Here is a 25231-nt window from a genome sequence, read left to right as displayed (position 1 = left end):
GTACGGAACCGTACGCACGGTGGTGTGAGAGGACGGCGGGTGTGAACTCGCCTCCTACTCGATTACGCCATGGAATCAGGGAGTAAGGCGTTTCATATGATCAGTGAATATTTCAACGCGTCGCAGGTGCAGGCGGCTGAGCAATTGATTATTGCCATCAGCCCTTCGGACGAGTGTGTTGATCGCCATCTGCAGATGTTGCGCGAGACTGAGCTGGATGACGATGAGGCCGAAGAGGCTGAGGGCGAACCGTCCCAGCTGTTGTGGATCATCAAGGACATCATCGACTGGGAAACCGGTTTTTACGTCGACTGGAATGACACCGAGTCCTTCGTCGAGTGCATCGGTGAACTTGCCGAAAGCCGCGGTGTGACGCTGAGCTTTGGTGTCGAAGACCCACTGGCTGAAGAGTTTCTTGACGAAGTCGATGTGCCTGAACTGATGCTGCGCGCTCACGCCGAACTGGCCGCACAAGGCCTGGTTCTCTGGAGCTGGGATACCCAGGGCGATGCATACGGCGGCTGGATCAGTCGCCCGGAAGCCGCACCAGTGATGGCGACTGTTGCCGAAGTACTGGGCCTCGAGATCCGCGAAGGTAACGAGTCGTTTTAATGCTACCCGGCGCCATCGTCCGCACGTGTGGGGCGATGGCGCCGGACAGCGTTTGCCAAGCCAACCTTAAAAGTTGACCGACGCCGATACCCTGGCCGTGCGTGGCGCGCCGGGGAACAAGTAGCCATCCCCCAAGTACTCGCTGGCGTCACGCCAGTAACGGCGATCGAACAGGTTATCCACTGTCACGCGCAGCACGGTGTCGTATCCGCCGATGCGGGTGCGGTAGCGGCTGCCAAGATCAAACACGGCATAACTGCCGACGGCCACGCTTCCCGCATGGTTGGCGTATTTGCTGGCGCTGTAGCGGGCACCGCCGAGTAGCGCGAGGCCGGGTACGCCGGGCAGGCTGTAGTCGGCCTGCAGGGCCGCGCGGAAGTTCGGTACGTTGAGCGCCTGGTGGCCTTCGTAATCGGGGGTATCGCTACCCTCGACCCGGGCGCGAATCGCTGCAGCACTGGCATTGATCTGCAGGTTTGACGTCACCCAGCCGCTCGCGCCCAGCTCCAGGCCGGTGTTCTTCTGTTGGCCCTGTTGCACATAGGTGAACGCACCCCCACCCTCCGGGCGCATGTACTGGTACGCCTGGCGCAACTGAAACAACGCTGCGCTGAGGCTCAGGCGCTGCCAGTCGCGTTTGATGCCGACTTCCAGTTGGCGTGACAGGGTGGGGGCCAGGGTTTCTGATGCATTGCTGGCAAACCATGGGGCAGTGCCACCCGACGACAACCCTGTGCTGTAGTGGGTGTAGATCGAAATGTCCTGGCGTGGTTTATAGATCAGTGCTGCGTTGGGCAGCAGTTCGTAACGCTGTGTGGTGCGTGTTGAATTGCCGTCTTGATCGAAGGCCTGTTCATCCAGGCGTACCTCCCGTGCGCCCAGCACGGTCTGCCAGTGTTCGTTGAAGCTGATGCGGTCAGTGATGAACACGCCATACTGGCGGCTGTCGAGGCGGCGGGTGCTGTCCCCCAGCGGCAGGGCAGAGGGGGCTACCGCTGATGGGGCCTGGTTGATATTGCCGGTGCCGACCCATTCATTGAAAAGACGGCGCTGATCCAGTGTTCGCCGCTGCGCACTGCTGCCGACAGTCAGGTCATGTTCCAGGTTGGCCATCGTAAAGCGGCCGTTAAGCGCGACCTGGGCTTCGTCGATGCGTCGGGTATCATCGGGGCTGCGGTAGTCGTAGATGTCGTAGTCGCCGTTGGGGCTGAAGACGTTGCCCGGCGGAGGGTTGTTGCAGGTGACATCCCAGCAACCAAAGGCAAACGAGCTGTAGTCGTCGATCACCACCTTGCTGCGCGAGGCGCTGAGGCTGCCGGTCCAGGTATCGCTGAAGCGGTACTCGAAGCGCCCGCCCAGGTTCAGCGAGTCAATCGTCACGGGCTTGGCCCAGCGTTGGTAGGCCAGGTGATCTTCGGGGTCGACAGCGTGCGGCAGGCTATTGCCCCCCAGCAGTTGATAGCCAGGCGCCGAAAACTGTTCGCGTTGTTGGTACTCGACGTCCAGTTGCAGCAGGGCATCGGGGTTGATCTGCCAGTCGAACGCCAGGGACGCGAAGTCCCGCTGCCCGTCGGCATGTTCAACATAGGAACGGATGTCTTCATGGGCCAGGTTGGCCCGCAGGCCGAACTGCCGTTCACTGCCGAACCAGCCACCGAGGTCGGTGGCCATATAGCGTTCACCCTGATCGCCGCCTGAGAGGGTCAGGGAGCGGACGTCCTCAGGGCGCTTGGTCACGTAGTTGATCACCCCGCCTGGCGCGGATATGCCGCTCTGCAGGCCCGATAGCCCCTTGAGTAACTCCACCTGCTGTTTGTTTTCCAGGGCGACGTTCTGTTCCCCGGCAATGGTCTGGCCATTGATCTTGTAGCTGCTGGCCGCATCCAGGCTAAAGCCGCGCACCATGAAGTTTTCGTAGTAGCCCACCGGCGCATAGTTTTCGCCGACCGACGCGTCGCTTTGCAGTACTTCGCTGAGCAGGCGAACCTGGCGATCAGCCATCAACGATTCGGTAAACACTGAAACTGAAGCGGGCGTGTCGAGCAGCGGGGCGGGTTGGAAACCGCCGACGGTGGCTTCGTGGGCCTGATAGCCCTCGTCCAGTTGATCGGACACCGTCAGCGGTGTCAGGGTGATGCCGTTTTCAGCCAAGGCGTACGACGTGTTCAAGGCCAGGCTAAAGCTCAGCAGGCTGAGGGGCAGGCGGTGCAGGGTCATGCGAAAAGCTCCTTGAGAGCCTGCAGCGGGCGCGCCGTTATAGCTCGGCTGCTACCCAGGTGCTGGAGGCCCGGTACGGCGAAACGTGAGTGCGCGGGTAGGCGAAAACCACCGGCATTGCGCCGGGCGGGTACGAGGATGGAAAGCGGCCGCTATCTTAGCAGGGGCGCCCGGTGCACGGGGCCCCTGATTTCACTTTAGATTCAGTGACTTGGAAGACAGGGTGGGGGCGCTAGCGCTCTGATGGTGGCGACGATGGCCTGTGTTTACGCCACTGACCGTCAATTTTTGACCAGGTCTTGCCATCGGTGACAGCCATCAGTTTGCGCCCATCCTTGAGCGTGGCCACGAAGGTGACCTCTTCTTCCTTGCCGCCCAGCCAGAGGCCGGCGATCAGGCCAAGGGGGCCTGCCATCAGGGCGCCGGCCACACCCCAGCCAAGGGCGCTGCTCAGGCTGCGATTGAACTCCTGATTGGCAATTTTCATCTCCCTGATACGTGACAGGGTGATTTTTTCTCCGGGCGCGGGGTTTTTGCAGGTCTTGAGTGTGAGCGATCCGTTGCGGTACTCGCCCTCACCTTGCAAGAAATCGCCGGCTTGAACCGTGAGTCTTGTCATAGTGCTTCCCAGTGAGTAAAGGGGCTGTTGACCAACGGCTTACTCAGCCCCGTGTGCTACTACAAGTCAACCACCAGGCGACGGAGGGTCGTGGCTTTGGCTTCAGGCAGCACGGATCAGACGGGTGCGTTGGTACTGCGCCACTAGCCATACCAGCAAGGCCAGGCTGCCGATGATCGTTCCTGCCAGCGCGATCCCGTCCCAACCATAGATCTGGAACAGTTGTGTGCCAAGTAGTGAGCCTAGTGCGCCACCGATGAAGTAGCAGGTGATGTAGCCGGCGTTCAGCCGGTTGCGCGCCTCTGGGCGCAGGGCGATTACCGCATTCTGGTTGCTGACGTGTACCAGTTGTACCGCAAGGTCCAGAACCAGCACGCCGACCAGCAACGCGGCCAATGACGATTGGGCAAAGGCCAGTGGCAACCAGGCCAGCAGCAATGCCAGCAGGCCGACCAGCGTGCCCATCGAGCCCTTGCCTCGGTCGGCAAGGCGTCCGGCCCAGTTGGCGGCCAGCGCACCTGCAGCGCCGGCCAGGCCGAACAGGCCAATGGCCGCGTCGGAATACTGGTAGGGGGCGGCAGACAGCAGGAAGGCCAGTGGTGTCCAGAACAATGCGAACAGGCTGAAGGCCAGCAGGCCGAGCAGTGAGCGCAGGCGCAACACCGGTTCATCTGCGAACAGGCGGAACACCGAGCCGATCAGGGCAGGATAACGCATGCCCGCAGATTGATGGCGTTTCGGCAGGGCGCGCAGCAAGGCCAGGGTGCACAGGGTCATCAGCCCGGCTGCCAGCAGGTAAATACTGCGCCAGTCCCCCAGGGTTGCCATAAAACCGGCTGCCGTGCGCGCGAGCAGGATGCCGAGCAGCAGGCCGCTCATCAGCGTGCCAACCACCCGGCCGCGCTGAGCCGGATCACTCAGGCCGGCGGCCATCGGTACCAGTACTTGGGCGACCACCGAGAACAGCCCGGTCATCGCGGTACCCAGCAGTAACCACGGCAGGCTTGCAGATAAGGCACTGATCAACAGGCCGAGGGTGCTGAGGCTCATCATCAGGACAATCAGGCGGCGTTGCTCGAACAGGTCACCCAGTGGGACCAACAGCAGCAACCCGACGCCGTAGCTCAGCTGTGCGGTCACGACAATGCTCCCCGCGCTCGCAGTGCTGAGGTTGAATTGCTGAGCAATGCTGTGCAGCAGCGGTTGTGCGTAATAGTTGCTGGCGACGGCGAGGCCAGTGGCGACGGCCATCAGCAGGATCAGTGCGCGGCTCAGCGGCGGCGTGGCGGCGGTCATGTGACGTTCCCTGTGTCAGTTGTTGGTGCGGGCTGGTGCCTAGTATCGACAGCGCCTTAACATGACGCCAATGTATCGTTTTCATTCGATCAATCTATAAAACAGATGAATGTATGAACCTCAAGCAGATCGAGTATGCGTTGGCCGTTGCCGAGACCGGCAGTTTTACCCTGGCTGCGCAACGTTGCCATGTCGTGCAGTCGGCATTGAGCCATCAGATAGCCCGGCTTGAAGAGACCTTGGGTGCACGACTGTTTGAGCGAAGCTCGCGGCGGGTGAGCCTGACGCCTGCCGGCGAAGCCTTTGTGGTCAGCGGCCAGGCTGCGCTGGAGGCCGCCCGACGGATTGGCGACGATGTTGCCGCTGCCTGTGGAGAAGTGCGTGGGCGCTTGTCCATCGGCGAGATCAGCTCCCTGACAGAGCTGGATCTGGTCGACCTGTTGGCAGGTTTCCATCATGAGTACCCGCAGGTTGATATTCGCTGGCTGATCAACAAGAGCGAGGTGTTGATGGCTGATGTGCGGGAGCGGCGCCTGGATGTTGCTTTTATCGGTGTCTGGCCGGGTGAGCCGGTTGAGGGGGTGGCGTCGCGGCTGTTGTCCAGGGAGGAGTTGGTGGCATTGCTGCCAGCGGGGCATCCGTTGGCTTGCCAGTCTCGCTTGTGTCTGGCTGATCTGGAAGATCAGCCGCTGGTGGACTTTCCAGCCGGTACGGGAGCGCGGCGCCAGACCGATGAAGCCTTTACCGCCGCGGGGGTGCGTCATCGGGTGCAGTTCGAGGTGGGCAGCGTGATGTTGGTGGAAAAGTTTGTTCAGCGTGGGTTGGCCCTGGGGTTGGTGGCCGCGCCCATTGCCCGTGGTTTCAAGGGGGTCGTGGCCTTGCCGGTCAGTGATGCCCCCGTGCGCCATGTCTACGCCATTTGGTCGAACTCGCCGTCGCCGGCCGCCAAGGCGTTCCTGCATGTGCTGGAACGTTGTCTCGATGCCAGGGCAAACACCTACTGAACGGCAACAACCTCATACGTCTGGCGTACCCCGGCCAGGACCAGGCTGACCTCTTCGCCCTCCTGCTTGCCCATCAGGCTCTGCCCCAGTGGCGAGCGCGGGGTGATCACGGTGATCAGGGTTTGATCCAGGGTGATCTTGAGGCCGGCCGCCTCAGGGCCAATGAACAGATGCTGCTGGCTACCGTTTTCCGCTTCCACGGTCACCAGGTTGCTGGTCTGAATACCTCGCTCCGGGTCATAGGGGCGCAGCAGGAGCTGTTGGTAGGCAATCCGCCCCTGACGGATTTCTTCTGTGCGCCGTGCCTGGCCTGTTGCCAGATACGAAGCCTCCAGGCCCAGCGTGTCGTACTTGTTCTCGGCGATGTTCTCTTCGTGGGTCGCGGTTTCATAAGCGGTCTGGGCTGCGCGCTGGGCGACCTCCAGGTCGATACCCAGTTTTTCGATAATCCGTTGCAGCAGTTCGGCCTTGTTCATGTCAGTTGCAGAATTCCAGGACGTTGGCGCGGCTCTTTTCGGTTGGCGCGGTGCGGTTTTGTTGCAGCCAGAACTGGCACTTGGCATTGGACAGGTTGCGTGGATTGCTTTCAATCTGCTCCTGCGCCTGCTGCATTTCCTGCTTGCGCAGTATTTCCTTGTACTGCTCGAACATCGGGTTTTCAGGTGTGGCAGCTTGTTGTGGAGCCTGTGCCGGGGCTGGGCGTAGGGTGTAAACGGCCTGGCTCAGCGGTGCGATGGCCTGCGGCGCAAAATGCAAGGCCAGCCAGACCGTCAGCGCGATGGCGGCGAACCCCAGCCACAGGCCCAGGGCAATGCAGAGGATCAATTGAAACGGTTTGAGGGTGATGCTCAGGGCATGACGTCGCGCGCGAAAGGGCATGGCAGCCTCCTGGCCAGGGCAAGGAAAATGCGATTGTCGCATGCTGCTCCGGGTTTTTTCAGTGTCGATGCTTTTGTCTGCGATGATTTATCCGGACAATCCACGCTTTTTCTGGCCGATGCATGAGGTGCCTCACATGAATGCTTCTTGGGACATCTTCTGTTGCGTGGTCGATAACTATGGCGATATCGGCGTCACCTGGCGCCTGGCCCGGCAATTGGTGGCCGAGCAGGGGCTGGCAGTGCGTTTGTGGGTGGATGATCTGGGGGCGTTCGTACGTATTTGTCCACAGGCTGATCCGACGGCCGCGCAACAATGGCAGCAGGGTGTGCAGGTTTGTCAGTGGCCGGCCGATTGGCAACCGACACCTGTGGCCGATGTCGTGATTGGAGCCTTTGGCTGCCAGGTGCCGCCCGCGTACGTTCAGTCCATGCTGGAGCGTCCAACGCCGGTCTTGTGGCTGAACCTTGAGTACCTCAGCGCGGAGAGCTGGGTTGAAGGTTGTCATGGCTTGCCGTCGCCCCAGGCCAATGGCCTGCGCAAGGTGTTTTTCTTTCCAGGCTTTACCACCAAGACCGGCGGGCTACTGCGTGAGGCGAGCCTGCTGGCACGGCGTCAGGCGTTTGAGCAGGATCCCTCGGCACGGCAGGCATTTCTGAGTGGCCTTGGTGTACAACCGGAGGCCAATGCTCGGCTGATCTCATTGTTTGCGTATGAAAACCCGGGCTTGGCCAGTTGGCTCGATGCCCTGGCCACCGATAGTCGGCCCAATCATCTGCTGGTGCCTGAAGGGCGCATTCTGGGTGATGTGCAGGCGTGGCTGGGGGAGAGCGACCTGGCGCCTGGCAGCATTGCCCGGCGCGGAGCGCTGACTGTGCAGATTCTGCCGTTCGTCAGCCAGGACGAGTACGACCAACTGCTGTGGTGCTGCGATTTCAATGCGGTGCGAGGTGAAGACTCGTTCGTCCGTGCACAGTGGGCCGGGCGCCCGCTGCTCTGGCATATCTATGTACAGGAGGAGTACGCCCACTGGGAAAAACTCGAGGCATTCCTGGATCACTACACCCAAGGTTTATCGGCAGAGGCGAGTGCCGCATTGGTAGAGCTCTGGCGTGCCTGGAACATGGATCGGGATGTGGGGCGCGCCTGGCAGCAGGTGCTTGTGCACGGGTCCGAACTCGACGCTCATGCCCGGCGGTGGTGCGCTGCGCAGGCCGCTCAGCCGGACCTTGCCACGACGCTGGTACAGTTTTACCGAAATTGGCTATGATATGCGGCCTCGATTTTTGTAAATCCATCCAAATTCGGATATCTCGTAATGAAAACTGGTAAAGAGCTGAAACCCGGTACCGTACTGCGGATCGACAACGACCCGTGGCTGGTTCAGAAAGCTGAGTTCACCAAGTCGGGCCGTAACAGCGCGATCATGAAGACCAAGCTGAAAAACCTGCTGACCGGCTACAAGACCGAAACCGTATACGGTGCAGACGACAAGCTGGACGACGTGATCCTGGATCGCAAAGAAGCGACCCTGTCGTTCATCAGCGGTGACTCCTACACCTTCATGGACACCTCCGACTACACCATGTACGAACTGAACGCCGAAGACATCGAGGCCGTTCTGCCGTACATCGAAGAAGGCATGGAAGACATCTGCGAAGCCGTTTTCTTCGAAGGCCGTCTGGTTTCCGTTGAGCTGCCGACCACCATCAGCCGTCAGGTTGTATACACCGAGAACGCTGCACGTGGCGACACTTCGGGCAAGGTCATGAAGCCAGCCAAACTGAAGAACGGTACCGAGATTTCGGTTGCTGACTTCATCCAGATCGACGAGTTCATCGACATCGACACTCGCGACAACAGCTTCAAGGGCCGTTCCAAGAAGTAATTTCCTGGCGCCCACGAAAAACCCGGCCTGTGCCGGGTTTTTTTGTGCCTGGTTTTTGTGCCAGGAGTGCTGGGAATGGTTGACCTGCACTACTGCCAGTGCAGTTCACTGCGCAACGCCAGATCCCATGGCGGTACCGGGCTGAAGCGGCTCTTGAGGAACTCAAGCAACAAGCGGCTGCGGGAGTTGGTTTCATGTTCCAGGCGCAAGGCGTAGATGCCGCTGCTTTCCGCTGCCGGCAGGCCGTTGTCGCAGAACAGTGGCAGCAACTCACCGCGCAGCAGGTATTCGCTGATCAGCCAGGTCGGCAGGTGGGCGATGCCCAGTCCAGCCAGCGCGCCGAACAGCAGGGTCTCCGCATTGTTGGCGCTCATGCGCATGCGCGAGGGGCGTAGCAGACGCATTTGCCCGTCGATGGCAAAGCGCCAGGCGAACGGCGGCGCCAGGCCGTCCCAGTCCAGGCCATCGTGTTCCGGTAACTCCAGCGGGCTGGCGGGTACGCCGCGCTGCTCCAGGTAGGTTGGGCTGGCGCAGGCAATGCGCACCATGTAGGCCAACGGTGTCGCAACCAGGCGTGTGTCGGCCAGCGGCCCGGCACGTAACACCAGGTCGACTTCGCCCAGGTGCGCGCCGTGCAGGTCGACGAAGCTGTCGATCAGGCGCAATTGAACATCCAGGCCGGGGTAAGCCACCAGGAAATCAGCGATTGCGGGGGCCAGATGACGGCGTCCGAATGCGGCGGGTGCATCGATACGAATCAGGCCTTCGGGTGCGTTGCTCAATGACACTGCTTCGGCCCGCGCCAGGCGCAGTTCTTCAACGATGCGTCGGGCGCGCTCGGCGAATGCGTTGCCGGCCGGCGTGGGGCGTACTGCATGCGTGCTGCGTACAAACAGCCGGCTACCTACGGCGGCCTCCAGTGCATCAATGCGCCGGGCCACGGCGGACGGGGTTAGCGGATGGCGTCGGGAGGCGGCGGAAAAGCTCCCGGCCGCCAGTACATCGAGAAAAAGGCTGAGTTGTTCGGTGAGGGCATCGGGATTCATCAGTCGCACCGCTTTTGCGTATTTGGCACAGCCATTGTGCGTTGCTGTGCGTTTCCCTACTAGCCCCGGCTGGGTAGCATGTGGCTATTGATGACCTTCAAGGGGCCGGAATGATCGAGTGGATGATGTACATCGCGTTGGGCGCCGCCTTGGGTACGATGGGTGGGTTGTTTGGCATCGGCGGCGGTTTGATTGCCATCCCGGCGCTGGGTGTGCTGTTTGGTCTTGATCAGCAACTGGCGCAGGGGACTTCGCTGGTGATGGTGGTCCCTAACGTGTTGCTGGCCCTTTGGCGCTACCATCAGCGCAACCGGATTGCGCTGCAGCATGCCCTTCCGCTTGCCGCAGCGGGCTTCGTCTTTGCCTGGCTGGGTTCGATCTGGGCTGTGGGCCTGGATGCTGCTGCAATGCGCTTGTACTTTGTCGGCTTCCTGATTGCACTGGTGGTCTGGAACCTGGCGCGGATGTTCATGCGCAGTGCTCCGCCCTCAAGCGAGTTGCGTCAGCCTTGGCCCTGGCTTGGCGTGCTGGGCAGTGGTGCCGGTGTCGTGGGCGGCCTGTTCGGTGTGGGGGGGGCGGTCATTGCCACACCGGTGCTGACCAGTGTGTTCGGCACTTCGCAAGTGGTTGCCCAAGGCCTTTCGCTGGCGTTGGCTGCACCAAGCACTGCAGTCACCTTGCTGACCTACGGTATCCACCAGCACGTGGATTGGAACATGGGCGTTCCCTTGGCGCTGGGTGGGCTGCTCAGCATCAGTTGGGGGGTGAAACTGGCTCACGCGTTGCCGGAAAAGGTGCTGCGTTCACTGTTCTGCGGTTTTCTGGTGGTGTGTGCGGTGTTGCTGGCCTTCAAGGCCTGAGGCGCGAGGCCCAGGCCAGTGTCCTGCTTCATCAGGGCACTGGCTTGGGCCGTGGCGTTGGTGCGCGCAGGCCTAGCGACGTACCTGTTTGAGGGTTTCCGCAATCAGGAAAGCCAGCTCCAGAGACTGGTCGGCATTCATGCGGGGGTCGCAGTGGGTATGGTAACGGTCCGAGAGCGCATCTTCGGTGATCGGGCGAGCCCCGCCGATGCACTCGGTGACGTTCTGCCCGGTCATCTCGATGTGGATGCCACCGGCATGGCTGCCTTCGGCCTGGTGGACCTGGAAGAATTGTTTCACTTCACTGAGGATCTGCGCAAAGTCCCGGGTCTTGTAGCCGCTGCTCGCCTTGATGGTGTTGCCGTGCATCGGGTCGGAACTCCAGAGCACTTTGCGTCCTTCACGTTCCACGCTGCGAATCAGGGCCGGCAAGTGGTCGCCGACTTTTTCCGCACCCATGCGCACGATCAGGTTGAGGCGGCCGGGATCGTTTTGCGGGTTGAGCACATCGATCAGGCGGATCAGTTCCTCGGTGTTCATGCTGGGGCCGACCTTGACCCCGATAGGGTTGTTCACCCCGCGCAGGAACTCGACATGTGCGCCGTCGAGCTGGCGGGTGCGGTCGCCAATCCAGAGCATGTGTGCCGAGCAGTCGTACCACTCATTGGTCAGGCTGTCGCGGCGTACGAAGGCTTCCTCGTAATTGAGCAGCAGCGCTTCGTGGGCCGTGAAGAAACTGGTTTCGCGTAGCTGTGGTGCGGTGTCCAGGCCACAAGCGCGCATGAAGGCCAGGGTTTCGTCGATACGGTCGGCCAGTTGGCTGTACTTTTCGGCCAGGGCCGAGTTGGCGATGAAGTCCAGGTTCCATTTGTGCACTTGATGCAGGTCGGCAAACCCGCCCTGGGCAAAGGCGCGCAGCAGGTTCAGGCTGGCAGTGGACTGGTGGTAGGCCTGCAGCAGGCGCTCTGGGTCCGGTACGCGGCTTTTTTCATCGAAACCAATGCCGTTGACGATGTCACCGCGATAGGCGGGGAGGGTGACGCCAGCGATGGTTTCGTCGCCCGCCGAACGAGGTTTGGCAAATTGCCCGGCCATTCGGCCGACTTTCACCACCGGACAGCCGGCAGCAAAGGTCATGACAATGGCCATCTGCAGGAGCACTTTGAAGGTGTCGCGAATTTTTGCTGCGGAGAACTCCGCGAAGCTTTCGGCGCAGTCGCCGCCTTGCAGCAGGAAGGCGCGGCCCTCGGTGACTTCCGCGAACTGTCGGCGCAGCTCGCGGGCTTCGCCGGCAAACACCAGCGGTGGATAACTGGCCAGCGTCTGCTCGACCTTGTGCAGGTGCGTCGCGTCAGGGTAGGTCGGTTGTTGCTGGATCGGCAGGGCGCGCCAGCTGTCAGGACTCCAGGGTTGGCTCATCGCAGACTCGGTTGTTATCAGATTATAAAGAGGGCTGGAGCCATGGTAACAGTTGGAAGGCGCCTTGTTGCACTGCCTGCATTGGCGGACAATGGCGGTTTTTGCTTGGGCAGGCATCGTTGCCGGGAGACGAGATGACAGAGGAACGGGTAGAGCGGCTGCTGGCCCAGGTTCACGACGAGTACGGCACCATCAGTGTGCTTGAGGTCGAGGACTACCGCTTCCTTGAGTTTGGTGAGGCCATTGAACAGAGCTGTGTATTCACGGCCGACCCAAGCTGGCTGGAGTACGACTACACCCGTGCCATGCTGATTGGCGCGTTGTGCCATGCCGAGCCGGAAAGTGCCTTGTTCCTGGGGCTTGGTGCCGGCACCCTGACCCAGGCCTGCCTGAAGTTCCTGCCGCTGGACGATGTCGAGGTGATCGAGCTGCGCCCGGATGTGCCGCGCCTGGCCATCGAATACCTGGGCCTGGACGACGATCCGCGTCTGTACATCCGTGTCGGCGATGCCGTCGAGCTGCTTGAAAGTGCTGAAACCGCCGATCTGATTTTTGTCGACCTGTATACCGATCACGGGCCGAGTGTGGGGCACCTGGCGTGGCGCTTCCTGGAAAATTGCCAGAAACGTCTCAATCCCGGTGGCTGGCTGGTGATCAACCAATGGGCAGCCGATGATGGCAAGCCGCTGGGGGCTGCCTTGTTGCGGGGGCTTTATCATCGGCACTATTGGGAGTTGCCGGTCAAGGAAGGCAATGTCATTTTGCTGATCCCGGCAGACCTCGAACAGACGCTGGATATGCCAGGCCTTGTTGCCCGTGCAGAGGCCTTGGCGCCGCGCTTGGGCTACTCGTTGCAACCGTTGATCGGAGCGATCCGCCCGGCGAGTTGAGGCGGCTACTGAAATAATCGATTCAGCCCATGCCCCGGGGCGATCTCCGTGTAATCCGGGGCAAGGCTCTATGCCGTCATCTTTCGATAAAAAACTCTCACGTGAAGCGCTATTTCAGGTATAGTACGCGCCGGTCTTTTACTAGACCTCGTCTTAGGTAGTGCAATTTCCCGAAGCCAGCTTCGGCTGCGCGTCCGCACAGCGGACTCTCCTTGACGTTCCTTTTTCTTCAATCGTTTTCGCAAATCCCCGCCGACAAAGCTGCCAGGGTGACCCGTGGGTCTTACAAGGCATGTGCAGCTTTGGAGCATGGGTCTTTGCGGATGCACTTAGAGGCAGACCCATGACCCAGGAAACCGGCGGCTTCGCCGCTCTCGACCTTCATCCGAGCATTGTTGCTGCTGTATTGGCTACCGGCTACGAAGAGCCATCCGCCATTCAGCAACAATCGATCCCGATTATTCTCGCCGGTCATGACATGATCGGCCAGGCGCAGACAGGTACCGGTAAAACCGCTGCCTTCGCACTGCCAATCCTGAATCGTATCGACCCGAGCAAGCGCGAGCCGCAAGCCCTGATCCTGGCGCCAACCCGTGAGTTGGCGCTGCAAGTAGCCACCGCTTTTGAAACCTACGCCAAGCAGATGCCGGGCGTAACCGTGGTGGCCGTGTATGGTGGTGCCCCAATGGGCCCACAATTGAAAGCAATCCGTAACGGCGCGCAAATCGTCGTTGCTACCCCGGGCCGTCTCTGCGACCACCTGCGTCGCGACGAGAAAGTCCTGGCAACCGTCAATCACCTGGTGCTCGACGAAGCCGACGAAATGCTCAAGCTGGGCTTCATGGATGACCTGGAAGTCATCTTCAAGGCCATGCCGGAAAGCCGTCAGACCGTTCTGTTCTCGGCTACCCTGCCTGCTTCGATCCGTGCCATCGCCGAGCGCCACCTGCGCGAGCCGAAGCACGTCAAGATCCAGAGCAAGACCCAGACCGTAACGGCCATCGAGCAAGCTCACCTGATGGTCCACGCGGACCAGAAAGTTGCTGCCGTCCTGCGTCTGCTGGAAGTTGAAGAGTTCGATGCGCTGATCGCCTTCGTTCGTACCAAGCAGGCTACCCTGGACCTGGCCAGCGCCCTGGAAGCCAAAGGCTACAAGGCTGCTGCACTGAACGGCGATATCGCCCAGAACCAGCGTGAACGCGTCATCGACTCGCTGAAGGATGGTCGTCTGGACATCGTCGTCGCTACCGACGTCGCTGCCCGTGGCCTGGACGTACCGCGCATCACTCACGTATTCAACGTCGACATGCCGTACGATCCTGAGTCCTACGTTCACCGTATTGGCCGTACGGGTCGTGCGGGTCGTGAAGGTCGTGCACTGCTGCTGGTCACCCCGCGTGAGCGCCGCATGCTGCAGGTGATCGAGCGTGTAACCGGCCAGAAAGTTGCCGAAGTTCGCCTGCCTAACGGCCAGGCTGTTCTTGATGCACGCATCAAGAAGCTGACCAACAGCCTGGCACCGCTGGTTGCTGACGCTGAGTCGACCCACGGCGACCTGCTGGACCGCCTGACTGCCGACATCGGTTGCAGCCCACGTGCCCTGGCCGCTGCCCTGCTGCGCAAAGCTACCAACGGTCAGGCACTGACCCTGGAAGCGGTTGAGCGTGAGCAGCCACTGGTTCCAACCTACACTCCGCGTGAGCGTACTGCGGGTGAGCGTCCAGAGCGCAGTGATCGTGAGCGTCGTGCGCCAATGCCGCTGGGTGAAGGTCGTGCACGTTGCCGTACCGCGCTGGGCGCGCGTGATGGTATCGCTGCCAAGAACCTGCTCGGCGCGATCCTCAACGAGGGTGGCCTGGCGCGTGAAGCAATCGGTCGCATCCAGGTGCGTGACAGCTTCAGCCTGGTTGAGCTGCCAGAAGATGGTCTTGAGCGTCTGCTGACCAAACTCAAGGATACCCGCGTTGCCGGCAAGCAGCTGAAGCTGCGTCGCTACCGCGAAGATTGATCCGCGAGTCATAAAAAAATCCCCGACTGGTTCGGGGATTTTTTTTGCCTGGTGCCAAGGCGGCTGCTGATCCAGGCGCTGCGCGGGTCGCGGGGTGACGCCTGAGGGGCTCAGTCGAAGCGGTAGATATCCATTCCCAATGCACCCAAGGTGAAGCCTTGGTGAACGATGCTGAAGTGCTCGCCTGCACCTCGGGCGAAGTACAGCGGCAGCAGGTGCTCATCGCTGGGATGGTTGCGCACTGCAAACGGGGCTTGGTGTCGATAGTCATGCAGTGCGGCATCGTCGCCAGCGGCAAGCTTTTCAACCATCCAGTCGCGGAAGGCTAGTGCCCAGGGTTCGACGCGCTCCGGACCTGCATGCCAGGACAGTTCACGCAAATTGTGGGTGATGCTGCCTGAGCCAATCAGCAGGATGTTGTCCTGGCGCAGCGCAGCCAAGGCACTACCAACGCGCTCCTGAAATTGTGGCCCTAGATGGCTGGGCAGGGAGACTTGTACGACCGGAATGTCGGCTTGTGGATACATCAATGAAAGCGGCACCCAGGCACCATGGTCGAATGGGCGCTGCGGGTCGAGCGTAGCGCTCAGGCCGGCGCTGCCGAGTTGTTCAACGACCTGGGCTGCCAATGCTGGTGCGCCGGGTGCCGGGTACTGAACGGCAAAGAGTGCCGGTGGAAAACCACCAAAGTCATGCCAGGTTTTCGGGGTTGGGTGGCTGGTTACACGCAGATCCTGGCTTTCCCAGTGTGCAGAGACCACGACAATGGCCTTGGGTCGGGGCAGCGCTGCTGCCAGCCGTGCGAGGGCAGGGCCGCTCTCGCCGGGTTCCAGGGCGAGCATGGGGGAGCCGTGGGAAATAAACAGGCTAGGCAGCATGGAGGAGGTCCTGAGGTTAAGATGAAGCTATCTTCTGCTAGATCATTGATCTAAATCTAATATAAGTTTTCGCATCATTTGATCGAGATTTTGGAGCTATTCATGCAGTCCGAATTTTGGCATGACCGTTGGGCGCGTAATCAGATCGGGTTTCACCTGGAACAGGTCAACCCTTACCTGCAGCAGCACTGGTCCAGCCTTGGGCTGAAGGCGGGCGACAAGGTGTTGGTGCCGTTGTGTGGCAAGACGCTGGATCTGCTCTGGTTGGCCGGGCAGGGGTTGCAGGTGCAGGGCATTGAATTGTCCGAGCGCGCGGTTGAGGCGTTTTTCAGTGAGCATCAGCTACATCCGCAGGTATCCCGCAGCGGTGCCTTCACAGTCTACCGTTGCGATGCGCTAGAGCTCTGGTGTGGCGATATCTTTGCATTGACTGCCGAGGATGTTGCCGGTTGTTCGGCCTTTTATGACCGCGCAGCCTTGATTGCCTTGCCCGCGCCGATGCGTCAGCGCTATGCCCATCACTTGCAGTCGCTGTTGGCGGCACAGTGCAAAGGGTTGTTGATCACGCTGGAGTACGATCAGGCCGAAGTCGATGGGCCGCCCTTTGCCGTACTTGAGGCAGAGGTGCGTGCCCTGTACGCAGGGTGGCAGGTTACCCTTGAGGAGACGCGTGACATTCTCGCTGAAAGCCCAAAGTTTCAACAGGCGGGAAGTCGTGGCTTGCAGGAACGTGTGTACCGGCTTGAGCGCTGACCACAGGATCTGCGCTGATCCCTATGGGGTTGGCCTGCCAACGATTGCGGGCACCGCGCCGACGCCATCGCAGGCAAGCCTGCATCCCACAGAAAAGCGGTGTTCTGCGCGGATCCCTGTGGGAGTTAGCCTGCCAACGATTGCGGGCACCGCGCCGACGCCATCGCAGGCAAGCCTGCATCCCACAGAAAAGCAGTGTTCTGCGCGGATCCCTGTGGGAGTTGGCTTGCCAACGATGCAGGCACCGCGCACTAGCTGACGCCGCGCCCAAGCCTGCATTTCACAAGAGGCAGTGTTCTGCACACAAAAAAGGGCGACCTGAGTCGCCCTTTTTTGTGTCGCGTTGTCGGTTAGCCGCGGCGGCGCAGGGCGTCGATACGGTCTTCCAGTGGTGGGTGGCTCATCAGCAAGCCCGCCAGGCCATGCTTGAGGCCGCCATTGATGCCGAAGGCATTCAGGGTGTCAGGCATCTGTACCGGCACGCCCTGTTCTGAGCGCAGGCGCTGCAAGGCGCCAATCATTGCGTTGGTACCGGCGAGGCGAGCACCCGCGTCGTCAGCGCGGTATTCGCGTTTACGCGAGAACCACATGACGATCATGCTGGCGAGAATGCCCAGTACCAGCTCGGCGACGATGGTCGCCACGTAATAGGCGATACCTTGGCCTTCTTCGTTCTTGAAGATCACCTTGTCGACAAAGTTGCCGATGATGCGGGCGAAGAACATCACGAAGGTGTTGACCACGCCTTGGATGAGCGCCAGCGTCACCATGTCGCCGTTGGCAACGTGGCCGATTTCGTGCGCCAGCACTGCGCGTACTTCGTCGGGTGAAAAACGCTCCAGCAGGCCTTGGCTGACCGCTACCAGGGCGTCGTTGCGGTTCCAGCCGGTCGCGAAGGCGTTGGCCTCGTAGGCAGGGAAAATACCCACTTCCGGCATCTTGATACCGGCTTCGCGGGACAGTTCTTCAACAGTCTGGAGCAGCCATTGCTCGTGACGCGTGCGCGGCTGGCTGATGATCTGCGTGCCGGTGCTCATCTTCGCCATCCACTTGGAGATGAACAGCGAGAACAGCGAGCCGGCGAAGCCGAACACAGCACAGAAAACCAGCAGCTGGTTGAGGTTGAGGTCAACCCCGTTGGCTGCCATGAACCCGTTGAAGCCAAACAGACTCAGGGTAATGCTGGCAATCAGCACAACCGCAAGGTTGGTGGCCACAAACAGCAAGATGCGCATCATGGTTGTTACGTTCTCCTGACGGATAAAAATGTAGCGTATGCGGGGTATATAAGGTGCTGGCCCCGCTGATTCAACCGGGGGACTATTTCAAACTGTGTACTTGCCCAGGTGGCAGGCACCCGATTTTCTCGCGCGCCAATTCTGCGATAGCTGTAGGAAAAAGCCTTATTTGGGGTGAGGCCTGCGCCAAGAGTAGCGCAGGCCAGCTTCGTAGGGCGTTACTGCTTGTACGTCTTGAGGAAATTGCCGATACGGCCGATGGCCTGTTCCAGGTCATCCACCCGTGGCAGCGTCACGACACGGAAATGATCCGGCCATGGCCAGTTGAATGCAGTGCCCTGGACGATCAGCAGTTTCTCGGAAAGCAGCAGGTCCAGCACGAATTTCTCGTCGTTGAAAATCGGGCAGACTTTTGGATCGATTTTCGGGAACGCATAGAGCGCACCCATCGGTTTCACGCAGCTGACGCCTGGAATGTCGTTGAGCAGTTCCCAGGTACGATTGCGTTGCTCCAGCAGGCGGCCCTGTGGCAGTACGAGGTCGTTGATGCTCTGGTAGCCGCCCAGTGCGGTCTGGATGGCGTGCTGGCTCGGCACGTTGGCACACAGGCGCATGTTGGCCAGCATGTCGATGCCTTCGATGTAGCTCTGGGCGTGCAGTTTAGGCCCGGAGATGGCCAGCCAGCCGGAGCGGAAGCCCGCTACACGGTAGGATTTGGACAGGCCGTTGAACGTCAGGCAGAGCAGGTCGGGTGCCAACGAGGCGGTGCTGATATGCACGGCCTCGTCATAGAGGATCTTGTCGTAGATCTCGTCGGAGAACACCACCAGGTTGTGCTGGCGTGCCAGTTCGAGCATGCCCAGCAACAGTTCACGTGAGTACACGGCACCGGTCGGGTTGTTCGGGTTGATGATGACCATGGCCTTGGTATTTGGCGTGATCTTGGCCTTGATATCGTCCAGGTCGGGGAACCAGTCGGCCTGCTCATCGCACAGGTAGTGCACCGGGTTGCCACCCGCCAGGCTGACGGCGGCGGTCCACAGCGGGTAGTCCGGCGCCGGGATCAGTACTTCGTCGCCGTTGTTGAGCAGCGCCTGCATCGACATCACGATCAGTTCGGAAACACCGTTGCCCAGGTAGATGTCTTCGATGCCGACGCCTTCGACCTGTTTCTGCTGGTAATACTGCATCACGGCCTTGCGCGCACTGAACAGGCCCTTGGAGTCGCTGTAGCCCTGTGCGGTTGGCAGGTTGCGGATCACATCCTGGAGGATTTCCTCCGGTGCCTCGAAACCAAAGGGCGCCGGGTTGCCGATGTTCAGCTTGAGGATGCGGTGGCCTTCCTCTTCCAGGCGTTTGGCGTGCTTGAGCACCGGGCCGCGAATGTCATAGCAGACGTTGGCGAGCTTGTTCGATTTGCTGACCTGCATGATGTGATCCCGATTAGAAAAGATCGCCGCGCATTGCGCTGTGAAAACGTTTGAAATGCGTGTAACGCGGGTGCCAGACTGGCGTCTGATGAGGCGCAATAATACGTGCCACCCGCGTTGCCGAAAAGACACGGCGCGGGCTTTTTCCGTTACAGAGGTTTCTCCATGGACAAGATCGACAAAACCCTCGACGAATGGCGTGCAATGCTAGACCCGGAGCAGTACCAGGTCTGTCGCCTGAAGGGCACCGAGCGGCCGTTCAGTGGCAAGTACAACGCAACCAGGACGGATGGCGTCTACCATTGCATCTGCTGCAACGCGCCGCTGTTCGACTCCCGTGCAAAATTCGACTCTGGCTGCGGCTGGCCCAGCTTTTACGAGCCGATTGCCGACAGCGCCATGATTGAAATTCGTGATACTTCGCACGGCATGATCCGTACCGAGGTAACGTGTGCGGTCTGTGATGCCCACCTGGGGCATGTGTTTCCCGACGGCCCGCCGCCGACGGGGTTGCGTTATTGCATCAATTCGGTGTGCCTGGACCTGGTTCCACGAACCTGACTTGCGGACTATTCAAGGAGAGTCGGTCATGGCTGACGCACTGTTGAGCATCCCTTGCACCACGATAAAGGGCGAGCAGAAAACCCTGGTGGACTTCCCGGCCAAGGCGGTGTTGCTGGTCAACACCGCCAGCGAGTGCGGGTTCACCGGGCAGTACAAGGGCCTTGAACAGCTCTGGCAGCGTTATCGCGAGCGTGGTCTGGTGGTGCTGGCGTTTCCCTGCAACCAGTTCGGCAAGCAGGAGCCTGGCGATGAGCGGGCTATTGCGAGTTTCTGTGAGTCGAACTACGGCGTCAGCTTCCCGCTGTTTTCCAAGATCGATGTGAACGGGCCGGCAGCGCACCCCTTGTTCGTCGAGCTGAAGAAGCGTGCTCCAGGGTTATTGGGGTCTCAGGCGATCAAGTGGAACTTCACCAAGTTCCTGTTCGATCCGGCAACTGGCCAGGTCAGTCGTTTTGCCCCGAGCACCAAGCCCGACGCGTTGGTGGAACGTATCGAGTCGCTGCTCAAGTAACCGCGGGTGACCGCGGGCTGAGTATCACAGGGGCACCCACTGATTGATCAGTGTGAGCAGTTCCTCGCGTCGAAACGGCTTGGCCAGGTAGTCGTTCATGCCCGCTGCGCGGCAGCGCTCACGCTCCTCGGGCATGGCGTTGGCCGTCAGCGCGACAATCGGCAGCGTAGGCCAGCGTCCGCTCTGGCGGATCTTCCGGCTGGCCTCGTAGCCATCCATCACCGGCATGTTGCAGTCCATCAACACCAGATCGAAGTCGTGTTGCTCCAGGCGTTCCAGGGCTTCGGCGCCGTGTGTGGCGACTCTGACGTCACAGCCGAGCTTGGCCAGCATGCCTTTCGCTACCAATTGGTTAACCGGGTTGTCTTCGACCAGCAGGATATGCGCTCGACGTTCGTTGTTCGGCGTGCCTTGCAAGGGGGACGGGGTCATAGTGTCTGCACCGTTCAGCGCACGGTGCAGTGATTGGTAAAGGGCGCTGCGGGTAAGTGGCCGGGCTTGTTGTTGCAATGGTGCAAGCTGCGTGGCTTGCTCGGTGGGCAGGAAATTGCCGTACGCGGTGACCAGCAGGATGGGCGCTTTGACTGCGGGGCGCAGGTCGAACAACGCGCTCAGGTTATCGGTGATCAGCAGGTCGGGCTGCTGCATCGTCAGCGTATCGAGGTGGTCGTGGCGCTGATAAGTAAGGCCCCAGGCAGGCAGGAGTGTCGCCAGCAACTCATCCAGGCCGCTGCCCGCGGTGCTGATGGCAGCAATCTGTCCTTGTAGCGGTGCCGGTGCGATGGCCAGCGTGTGGGCCGGCAAAGGTAACTCGGCGCTGAACTGGCTGCCAAAGCCAGCCTCGGAGCTGATGCTCAGGCGCCCTTGCATGGCTTCACAGAGATTGTTGGTCAGCGCCAGGCCAAGGCCGGTACCGCCGTACTGGCGAGTGATACCGGCCCCGGCTTGAGTGAACGGTTGAAAAATCCTGACCTGCGCTTCATGCGGAATACCGATGCCTGTATCGCAGACTTCTATGCGGACGCCGCCGGTTTCGCGCCTCAGGCGTACGTCTACCCGCCCAAAGCGGGTGAATTTAAGGGCGTTGGACAGCAGGTTGCTGACGATCTGCCTGACCCGTGTCGGGTCGCCAAGCACCAGGGCCGGAAATGTCGGATCGATCAGGCAGGTGAGTTCGACGCTGGGGGCGGCATTTTGCGAAAGCAGGCTGGCGGTGTCTTCCACCATGGAGCCGAGATCGAACGGGATTCGCTCGAGTTCCAACTGCCCGGCATCGAACTTGGACAGGTCCAGAATATCGTTGAGCAGATCTACCAGCACTTTGCCTGAGTCATGGGCAATGGACAGTTGCTGGCGTTGCTCGGCATTCAGCGGGCTATCCAGAGACAGGGCGATCATGCCCAGCAAGCCGTTCAGCGGGGTGCGGATTTCATGACTCATGTTGGCCAGGAAGGCGGCCCGAGCCTGCGCCATATCCAAGGCGCGGCGCCGGGCTTCTTCAAGTTCCTCGTTGGACTGGCTCAGGCTGGCGTTGCTCGCCCGGAGTTCATTGGTGCGCGCCGAGACGATGTTTTCCAGTTCGTTGAGGTAGTCGGTGAGGCGGTTTTCAGCATTGCGCCGTTGTTGAATCTCGGTTGCCATGCTGACGAACTGTTGATTGGCGACCTTCACCAGTACGCCAATTTCATCCTGTTCGTGGCCGGGCGGGAACGAGAGCTTGCCTTGGTTTGGGTTGCGTGAGTCGCTGTTGCTCAGCGCGCGAATCACCCGAACCAGCGGCTTGGTCAGCATGAAGTAAAACAGTGTCAGCAGAATACAGGTCAGTATCAGGCTACGGACAAAACCGCTGAGCAGGGTGACTTCCGCGCGCTTGAGGAAGCGGCTGCCGAAGGCGAACGTATCGACCTCTATAAACAGGGTGCCGAGGTACTCATCTGGCATGTGACTGAGCTGCAGTCGGTCCTGGAACTCACGGCGTTCGCCGAACAGAAAGTCACTGAGCATCCGGTAGCTGCTTTCCAGGCGCGGGCGCTGGACGTCGACCAATACGGTGTCGTTGTTGTCGATCAGGCGTACATGAGTGATGGCGGGTGACTGCAGCAGGCCTTGGGCCAGTTCCTGGGCAAGCTCCGAGTCGATGTTGTAGGCAATTCGGGAGGCCGGGTTGTGACTGATTTCCAGTAACGCGCGCATCTCGCGGTTGATGGAGGCGTCTTCGCTGGCATAATCGATGCCGATCTGGATGAGGCTGAGCAACGTACCCAGGATGAAGCCTGCCAGGACGGTCAGCCTGGCTTGCTTGTAGGACAGGCGATTGGTGAACTTGATATCCATGGGTTCCGAGCCAGTTTCACATTCCGTGCGCTGCGCAAGCATAGCCGATCAGCCCTGGCTACTGGCATGTCCTGTCACATATTCCGCTTGCCCATTGACCTGAATCTGTCTGAGGAATTGATGTGGACTCTCGTGTGAATGCTTTTCTGGAGCGCGCTGAAGCCGTATTGGCGCGGTTGGAGCCTCTTTTACCCGCACCCCGCCCAGCTATCGAGTGGGAGCACTGCCTGGCTGCCCGTTGGCAGCGAGAAGGGCGCAGTGGCTTTCTGCTGCCGCTGGAGGTGAGTCTGGACATGCGCTTGTCCGACCTTATCGGCATTGATCTGCAGCGTGAGCAGCTAGGGCGCAATACCCGCCAGTTTCTGGATGGCATGCCGGCCAACCATGCGTTGCTGTGGGGATCGCGCGGCACTGGCAAGTCCTCGCTGGTACGGGCATTGCTGGCTGAGTATGCGAGCGCAGGTTTGCGCTTGATCGAAATTGAGCGTGACCACCTGGCGGACTTGCCGCGAGTGGTTGAGCAACTGCACACACTGCCTCAGCGTTTTGTGTTGTTCTGTGACGATCTCTCGTTTGAGGCCGGGGAGGGTGACTACCGCGTGCTCAAAAGTGTGCTGGATGGCTCGTTGGAGCAGGCGCCGGACAACGTGTTGTTGTATGCCACCTCCAACCGCCGGCACCTGGTTCCAGAGAAACAGAGCGACAATGAGAACTGGAAGATGATCGACGGCGAGCTTCACCCCAACGAGGCCGTGGAAGACAAAATCGCCCTGTCTGACCGATTCGGCCTGTGGCTGTCGTTCTACCCCTTTACTCAGGAACACTTTCTGGACGTGGTCGAGCACTGGATCAGTCAGTTGGCGCATGCCTCGGGACTGGTCTGGGTGCGTGATGAAACATTGGAAAAGGCCGCGATTCGCTGGGCCACAGGGCGTGGCAATCGCAATGGTCGTTGTGCCTATCAGTTCGCCCGTTACTGGGTAGGACTTCAATTGCTGGAGCAGAAACATGATTGACTTGAACGCAACCGGTGCCGGCTTGTCCGGCTATGGTCTGCTGTCTGCACAACTGGAGGCCTTGCTGGCTGACGAGCGCGACTTTATCGCCAACGCCGCTCAGTTTTCGGCGTTTCTCTACAGCCAGGTCGATGACCTGAACTGGGCGGGCTTTTATCTCAATCGCAACGAAACGTTGGTGCTGGGGCCGTTTCAGGGCCAGGTGGCCTGCGTACGTATTCCGTTTGGCCGCGGTGTCTGTGGCGCCGCTGCTGCGACTCGGCAAACCCAGCGGGTTCAAGATGTACACGCATTTCCAGGGCATATTGCCTGCGACAGCGCCTCGAACAGCGAACTGGTCATCCCGTTGGTCAAGGACGGGCGTTTGATCGGCGTACTGGACCTGGACAGCCCGAAACTGGCACGCTTCACGGTCGAGGATCAGGCAGGATTAGAGCGCTTGGCCGAGATATTCCTGCAGTCGACCGACTGCTCTCAGGGTGTTTAGTCCGCAGTAGGCGAGCTGGCTTCCCCTTCCTGATACCCCCCCCTGACAGCGTTGCGGGGGGGGGCGTTTGCGGTTTCAGTCGTAAATGACTTTCTTTTTCCAGTCTTCGGTGGTGTCCGACTTCAAGCCTTCGGTCAGTTCGTTGACCTCGTCTTCGGCGGGTTCAAGGGTGCTCAGCACCTGAGCGTTGGCGCGTGCCAGAAGTTTCTCCATATAGGCGAGCTGCTCCCGGTAGACCGCAGGTTCCGGTTGCTTTCGCAGGTACTGCACGCCGCGTTCAAACGCCAGGCGAGCATGGCCGGGTTGGTTCTGCTGCAAAGCCTGTTGGCCGAGGTTGTTGAAGAACTCAATATGCAGCAGCACCAGGATATGGCGGATCTCCTTGACCCAGTACTTGGCTTCGTTGGTCGGCAGGAAGCCTTCCTGGGCCGCACGGGTTACTTGGTTGTGCAAGCCCTCAAGCAGAAAGCGTACATCCTTGGCGCGGGCTTCGGTCTGGATCGGGCCTGGCGGGTTATTCACCGGCAAGGCCTCACCTTTGGCAATCAGCTCTTCAAGTTCGGCGATGCGTGCCCTGAGCGCACTGCTGTGCTTGTCCAATGCCAGTTGGCGTACGTTCAGGTTGAGCTCAAGGCGGGTCAGCAGCAGCTTCAATGCCGGCGTCATCAGCTGGCCAGGAAAGGTTTCGGAGATTTCGCCACAGCGGCGCAGGCGTTCGGCCAGCTCGACTTTCAGTCGGGCCCGCTCCAGCTTGTTGTTCTCGACTACATTGTTCAGGTAGCCGATCACGATCAATAGTGCGATCCCAGCCACTATAAGCAGGGTGATCAGAAGTGGTGTCACCGTTAACGCCTCATGCAGGGTTGTTTACCGTTTGAGTGTAGTGGCTTAGCTTTTAACCGGATAGACCTGTTCTATGGCCGTCGGTTATCGGTAAAGCCGCAGCGCCTGTCCCTGTGTCGGCTGATCCGGTCGAGCCTTGAGCGGGCTGGAAAGCAGGGGGAAGTCATTGATTTAAATAAATTTGTATCTGGGGGTTGACGGCTCTTCAAAGCACCCCTAGAATGCGCGCCACTTGCAGCGTAAAGCACACAGCGAAACGCGGCAGGGAGTGAAAAGTTGTAGCGTGTCCCCTTCGTCTAGTGGCCTAGGACACCGCCCTTTCACGGCGGTAACAGGGGTTCGAGTCCCCTAGGGGACGCCAATGCGGGAATAGCTCAGTTGGTAGAGCACGACCTTGCCAAGGTCGGGGTCGCGAGTTCGAGTCTCGTTTCCCGCTCCA

24 protein-coding genes and 2 tRNA genes are annotated in these 25231 nt (G+C 60.2%); 14 read left to right on the top strand and 12 right to left on the bottom strand.

The window, feature by feature from the left end; translation table 11 throughout:
• Positions 1 to 96 precede the first annotated feature (96 nt).
• The gene (locus tag IE038_RS22850; RefSeq protein WP_163939416.1) at positions 97 to 612 is read left to right on the top strand and encodes a DUF6630 family protein; all 516 of its coding nucleotides are present in this window, start codon (positions 97 to 99) and stop codon (positions 610 to 612) included.
• Between the two features lie 66 nt (positions 613 to 678).
• On the opposite strand, the gene IE038_RS22845 is transcribed toward IE038_RS22850, so the two are convergent.
• The 3 genes from IE038_RS22845 to IE038_RS22835 form a co-directional block, all read right to left on the bottom strand.
• Entirely contained in the window at positions 679 to 2829 is a 2151-nt protein-coding gene (locus IE038_RS22845) for a TonB-dependent siderophore receptor (protein ID WP_189396344.1), read from the bottom strand.
• Positions 2830 to 3061: 232 nt separating this feature from the next.
• Positions 3062 to 3448 carry a hypothetical protein gene (locus tag IE038_RS22840; protein WP_163939414.1) on the bottom strand — a complete coding sequence of 129 codons (387 nt, stop codon included), beginning with the start codon at positions 3446 to 3448 and terminating at the stop codon, positions 3062 to 3064.
• 102 nt (positions 3449 to 3550) lie between these two features.
• Complete coding sequence (locus IE038_RS22835; RefSeq protein ID WP_163939412.1) at positions 3551 to 4744, bottom strand: MFS transporter; 1194 nt, start codon at positions 4742 to 4744, stop codon at positions 3551 to 3553.
• Positions 4745 to 4857: 113 nt separating this feature from the next.
• Between IE038_RS22835 and IE038_RS22830 the strand changes: the two genes are divergently transcribed.
• Positions 4858 to 5748, top strand: a complete 891-nt coding sequence (locus tag IE038_RS22830; protein WP_189396343.1) for a LysR family transcriptional regulator — start codon at positions 4858 to 4860, stop codon at positions 5746 to 5748.
• On the opposite strand, the gene IE038_RS22825 is transcribed toward IE038_RS22830, so the two are convergent.
• Positions 5742 to 6224 (bottom strand): GreA/GreB family elongation factor, encoded by a 483-nt coding sequence (locus IE038_RS22825; RefSeq protein ID WP_163939410.1) that lies wholly within the window; start codon positions 6222 to 6224, stop codon positions 5742 to 5744. The two genes, IE038_RS22830 and IE038_RS22825, sit on opposite strands and share 7 nt — an antisense overlap.
• A gap of 1 nt (position 6225) precedes the next feature.
• Complete coding sequence (locus tag IE038_RS22820) at positions 6226 to 6627, bottom strand: hypothetical protein (protein ID WP_163939408.1); 402 nt, start codon at positions 6625 to 6627, stop codon at positions 6226 to 6228.
• Between the two features lie 136 nt (positions 6628 to 6763).
• On the opposite strand from IE038_RS22820, the gene earP reads away from it, so the two are divergent.
• Both earP and efp read left to right on the top strand, forming a co-directional pair.
• A complete protein-coding gene (earP, locus tag IE038_RS22815; protein ID WP_163939406.1) occupies positions 6764 to 7897 on the top strand; it encodes an elongation factor P maturation arginine rhamnosyltransferase EarP in 1134 nt (377 codons plus the stop codon).
• 48 nt (positions 7898 to 7945) lie between these two features.
• Positions 7946 to 8515, top strand: a complete 570-nt coding sequence (gene efp, locus IE038_RS22810; RefSeq protein WP_065760477.1) for an elongation factor P — start codon at positions 7946 to 7948, stop codon at positions 8513 to 8515.
• 89 nt (positions 8516 to 8604) lie between these two features.
• Here the strand turns inward: efp and IE038_RS22805 are convergent, their stop codons facing one another.
• Complete coding sequence (locus IE038_RS22805; RefSeq protein WP_163939404.1) at positions 8605 to 9561, bottom strand: LysR family transcriptional regulator; 957 nt, start codon at positions 9559 to 9561, stop codon at positions 8605 to 8607.
• A gap of 110 nt (positions 9562 to 9671) precedes the next feature.
• Here IE038_RS22805 and IE038_RS22800 point away from each other — a divergent pair, with 110 nt between their 5' ends.
• A complete protein-coding gene (locus IE038_RS22800) occupies positions 9672 to 10421 on the top strand; it encodes a sulfite exporter TauE/SafE family protein (RefSeq protein ID WP_189396342.1) in 750 nt (249 codons plus the stop codon).
• Between the two features lie 72 nt (positions 10422 to 10493).
• Here IE038_RS22800 and IE038_RS22795 read toward each other — a convergent pair whose 3' ends face one another.
• Positions 10494 to 11840: a class II 3-deoxy-7-phosphoheptulonate synthase gene (locus IE038_RS22795; protein WP_163939757.1), complete on the bottom strand. Its 1347-nt coding sequence runs from the start codon at positions 11838 to 11840 to the stop codon at positions 10494 to 10496.
• Between the two features lie 134 nt (positions 11841 to 11974).
• On the opposite strand from IE038_RS22795, the gene IE038_RS22790 reads away from it, so the two are divergent.
• A complete protein-coding gene (locus IE038_RS22790) occupies positions 11975 to 12730 on the top strand; it encodes a spermidine synthase (protein ID WP_163939759.1) in 756 nt (251 codons plus the stop codon).
• A 343-nt stretch (positions 12731 to 13073) separates the two neighbouring features.
• On the top strand, positions 13074 to 14738 hold the full coding sequence (locus IE038_RS22785; protein WP_189396341.1) for a DEAD/DEAH box helicase: 1665 nt from the start codon (positions 13074 to 13076) through the stop codon (positions 14736 to 14738).
• 110 nt (positions 14739 to 14848) lie between these two features.
• Here IE038_RS22785 and IE038_RS22780 read toward each other — a convergent pair whose 3' ends face one another.
• Complete coding sequence (locus tag IE038_RS22780) at positions 14849 to 15616, bottom strand: DODA-type extradiol aromatic ring-opening family dioxygenase (RefSeq protein ID WP_163939761.1); 768 nt, start codon at positions 15614 to 15616, stop codon at positions 14849 to 14851.
• Between the two features lie 102 nt (positions 15617 to 15718).
• Here IE038_RS22780 and IE038_RS22775 point away from each other — a divergent pair, with 102 nt between their 5' ends.
• Entirely contained in the window at positions 15719 to 16369 is a 651-nt protein-coding gene (locus IE038_RS22775) for a thiopurine S-methyltransferase (RefSeq protein ID WP_163939763.1), read from the top strand.
• A 350-nt stretch (positions 16370 to 16719) separates the two neighbouring features.
• Here the strand turns inward: IE038_RS22775 and htpX are convergent, their stop codons facing one another.
• Both htpX and IE038_RS22765 read right to left on the bottom strand, forming a co-directional pair.
• Positions 16720 to 17607, bottom strand: coding sequence for a protease HtpX (gene htpX / locus IE038_RS22770; RefSeq protein ID WP_163933912.1), 888 nt, complete (start codon positions 17605 to 17607; stop codon positions 16720 to 16722).
• Between the two features lie 218 nt (positions 17608 to 17825).
• Entirely contained in the window at positions 17826 to 19037 is a 1212-nt protein-coding gene (locus IE038_RS22765) for a pyridoxal phosphate-dependent aminotransferase (protein WP_163933914.1), read from the bottom strand.
• A gap of 165 nt (positions 19038 to 19202) precedes the next feature.
• Here IE038_RS22765 and msrB point away from each other — a divergent pair, with 165 nt between their 5' ends.
• Positions 19203 to 19598: a peptide-methionine (R)-S-oxide reductase MsrB gene (gene msrB / locus IE038_RS22760; RefSeq protein WP_189396340.1), complete on the top strand. Its 396-nt coding sequence runs from the start codon at positions 19203 to 19205 to the stop codon at positions 19596 to 19598.
• Between the two features lie 28 nt (positions 19599 to 19626).
• Complete coding sequence (locus tag IE038_RS22755) at positions 19627 to 20112, top strand: glutathione peroxidase (RefSeq protein ID WP_189396339.1); 486 nt, start codon at positions 19627 to 19629, stop codon at positions 20110 to 20112.
• A gap of 24 nt (positions 20113 to 20136) precedes the next feature.
• On the opposite strand, the gene IE038_RS22750 is transcribed toward IE038_RS22755, so the two are convergent.
• Positions 20137 to 22488: a response regulator gene (locus tag IE038_RS22750; RefSeq protein ID WP_163933919.1), complete on the bottom strand. Its 2352-nt coding sequence runs from the start codon at positions 22486 to 22488 to the stop codon at positions 20137 to 20139.
• Between the two features lie 80 nt (positions 22489 to 22568).
• Here IE038_RS22750 and IE038_RS22745 point away from each other — a divergent pair, with 80 nt between their 5' ends.
• The gene (locus tag IE038_RS22745; RefSeq protein ID WP_163933922.1) at positions 22569 to 23462 is read left to right on the top strand and encodes an ATP-binding protein; all 894 of its coding nucleotides are present in this window, start codon (positions 22569 to 22571) and stop codon (positions 23460 to 23462) included.
• The gene (locus IE038_RS22740; RefSeq protein ID WP_163933926.1) at positions 23455 to 23949 is read left to right on the top strand and encodes a free L-methionine (R)-S-oxide reductase MsrC; all 495 of its coding nucleotides are present in this window, start codon (positions 23455 to 23457) and stop codon (positions 23947 to 23949) included. Before IE038_RS22745 ends, IE038_RS22740 begins: the two co-directional genes overlap by 8 nt.
• 75 nt (positions 23950 to 24024) lie before the next feature.
• Here the strand turns inward: IE038_RS22740 and IE038_RS22735 are convergent, their stop codons facing one another.
• Complete coding sequence (locus IE038_RS22735; RefSeq protein WP_189396338.1) at positions 24025 to 24792, bottom strand: hypothetical protein; 768 nt, start codon at positions 24790 to 24792, stop codon at positions 24025 to 24027.
• Between the two features lie 285 nt (positions 24793 to 25077).
• Between IE038_RS22735 and IE038_RS22730 the strand changes: the two genes are divergently transcribed.
• Both IE038_RS22730 and IE038_RS22725 read left to right on the top strand, forming a co-directional pair.
• Positions 25078 to 25153: transfer RNA gene (locus IE038_RS22730), tRNA-Glu, on the top strand.
• 2 nt (positions 25154 to 25155) lie between these two features.
• Positions 25156 to 25231 (top strand) — tRNA-Gly (locus IE038_RS22725).

The organism is Pseudomonas laurentiana, from assembly GCF_014648275.1.
Taxonomy (GTDB): Bacteria; Pseudomonadota; Gammaproteobacteria; order Pseudomonadales; family Pseudomonadaceae; genus Aquipseudomonas; species Aquipseudomonas laurentiana.
Note: the sequence above shows the minus strand (reverse complement) of the source record. Positions and strands in the feature narration are given on the sequence as shown.

Excerpts from the sequence above, each read along its gene's own strand:
- IE038_RS22755 (WP_189396339.1), top strand. The coding sequence starts at position 19,627 with ATGGCTGACGCACTGTTGAGCATCCCTTGCACCACGATAAAGGGCGAG.
- htpX (WP_163933912.1), bottom strand. The coding sequence starts at position 17,607 with ATGATGCGCATCTTGCTGTTTGTGGCCACCAACCTTGCGGTTGTGCTG.
- IE038_RS22840 (WP_163939414.1), bottom strand. The coding sequence starts at position 3,448 with ATGACAAGACTCACGGTTCAAGCCGGCGATTTCTTGCAAGGTGAGGGC.
- IE038_RS22740 (WP_163933926.1), top strand. The coding sequence starts at position 23,455 with ATGATTGACTTGAACGCAACCGGTGCCGGCTTGTCCGGCTATGGTCTG.
- IE038_RS22845 (WP_189396344.1), bottom strand. The coding sequence starts at position 2,829 with ATGACCCTGCACCGCCTGCCCCTCAGCCTGCTGAGCTTTAGCCTGGCC.
- IE038_RS22780 (WP_163939761.1), bottom strand. The coding sequence starts at position 15,616 with ATGCTGCCTAGCCTGTTTATTTCCCACGGCTCCCCCATGCTCGCCCTG.
- efp (WP_065760477.1), top strand. The coding sequence starts at position 7,946 with ATGAAAACTGGTAAAGAGCTGAAACCCGGTACCGTACTGCGGATCGAC.
- IE038_RS22825 (WP_163939410.1), bottom strand. The coding sequence starts at position 6,224 with ATGAACAAGGCCGAACTGCTGCAACGGATTATCGAAAAACTGGGTATC.
- IE038_RS22790 (WP_163939759.1), top strand. The coding sequence starts at position 11,975 with ATGACAGAGGAACGGGTAGAGCGGCTGCTGGCCCAGGTTCACGACGAG.
- IE038_RS22750 (WP_163933919.1), bottom strand. The coding sequence starts at position 22,488 with ATGCTTGCGCAGCGCACGGAATGTGAAACTGGCTCGGAACCCATGGAT.
- IE038_RS22850 (WP_163939416.1), top strand. The coding sequence starts at position 97 with ATGATCAGTGAATATTTCAACGCGTCGCAGGTGCAGGCGGCTGAGCAA.
- earP (WP_163939406.1), top strand. The coding sequence starts at position 6,764 with ATGAATGCTTCTTGGGACATCTTCTGTTGCGTGGTCGATAACTATGGC.
- IE038_RS22805 (WP_163939404.1), bottom strand. The coding sequence starts at position 9,561 with ATGAATCCCGATGCCCTCACCGAACAACTCAGCCTTTTTCTCGATGTA.
- IE038_RS22765 (WP_163933914.1), bottom strand. The coding sequence starts at position 19,037 with ATGCAGGTCAGCAAATCGAACAAGCTCGCCAACGTCTGCTATGACATT.
- msrB (WP_189396340.1), top strand. The coding sequence starts at position 19,203 with ATGGACAAGATCGACAAAACCCTCGACGAATGGCGTGCAATGCTAGAC.
- IE038_RS22835 (WP_163939412.1), bottom strand. The coding sequence starts at position 4,744 with ATGACCGCCGCCACGCCGCCGCTGAGCCGCGCACTGATCCTGCTGATG.
- IE038_RS22830 (WP_189396343.1), top strand. The coding sequence starts at position 4,858 with ATGAACCTCAAGCAGATCGAGTATGCGTTGGCCGTTGCCGAGACCGGC.
- IE038_RS22820 (WP_163939408.1), bottom strand. The coding sequence starts at position 6,627 with ATGCCCTTTCGCGCGCGACGTCATGCCCTGAGCATCACCCTCAAACCG.
- IE038_RS22785 (WP_189396341.1), top strand. The coding sequence starts at position 13,074 with ATGACCCAGGAAACCGGCGGCTTCGCCGCTCTCGACCTTCATCCGAGC.
- IE038_RS22795 (WP_163939757.1), bottom strand. The coding sequence starts at position 11,840 with ATGAGCCAACCCTGGAGTCCTGACAGCTGGCGCGCCCTGCCGATCCAG.
- IE038_RS22800 (WP_189396342.1), top strand. The coding sequence starts at position 9,672 with ATGATCGAGTGGATGATGTACATCGCGTTGGGCGCCGCCTTGGGTACG.
- IE038_RS22775 (WP_163939763.1), top strand. The coding sequence starts at position 15,719 with ATGCAGTCCGAATTTTGGCATGACCGTTGGGCGCGTAATCAGATCGGG.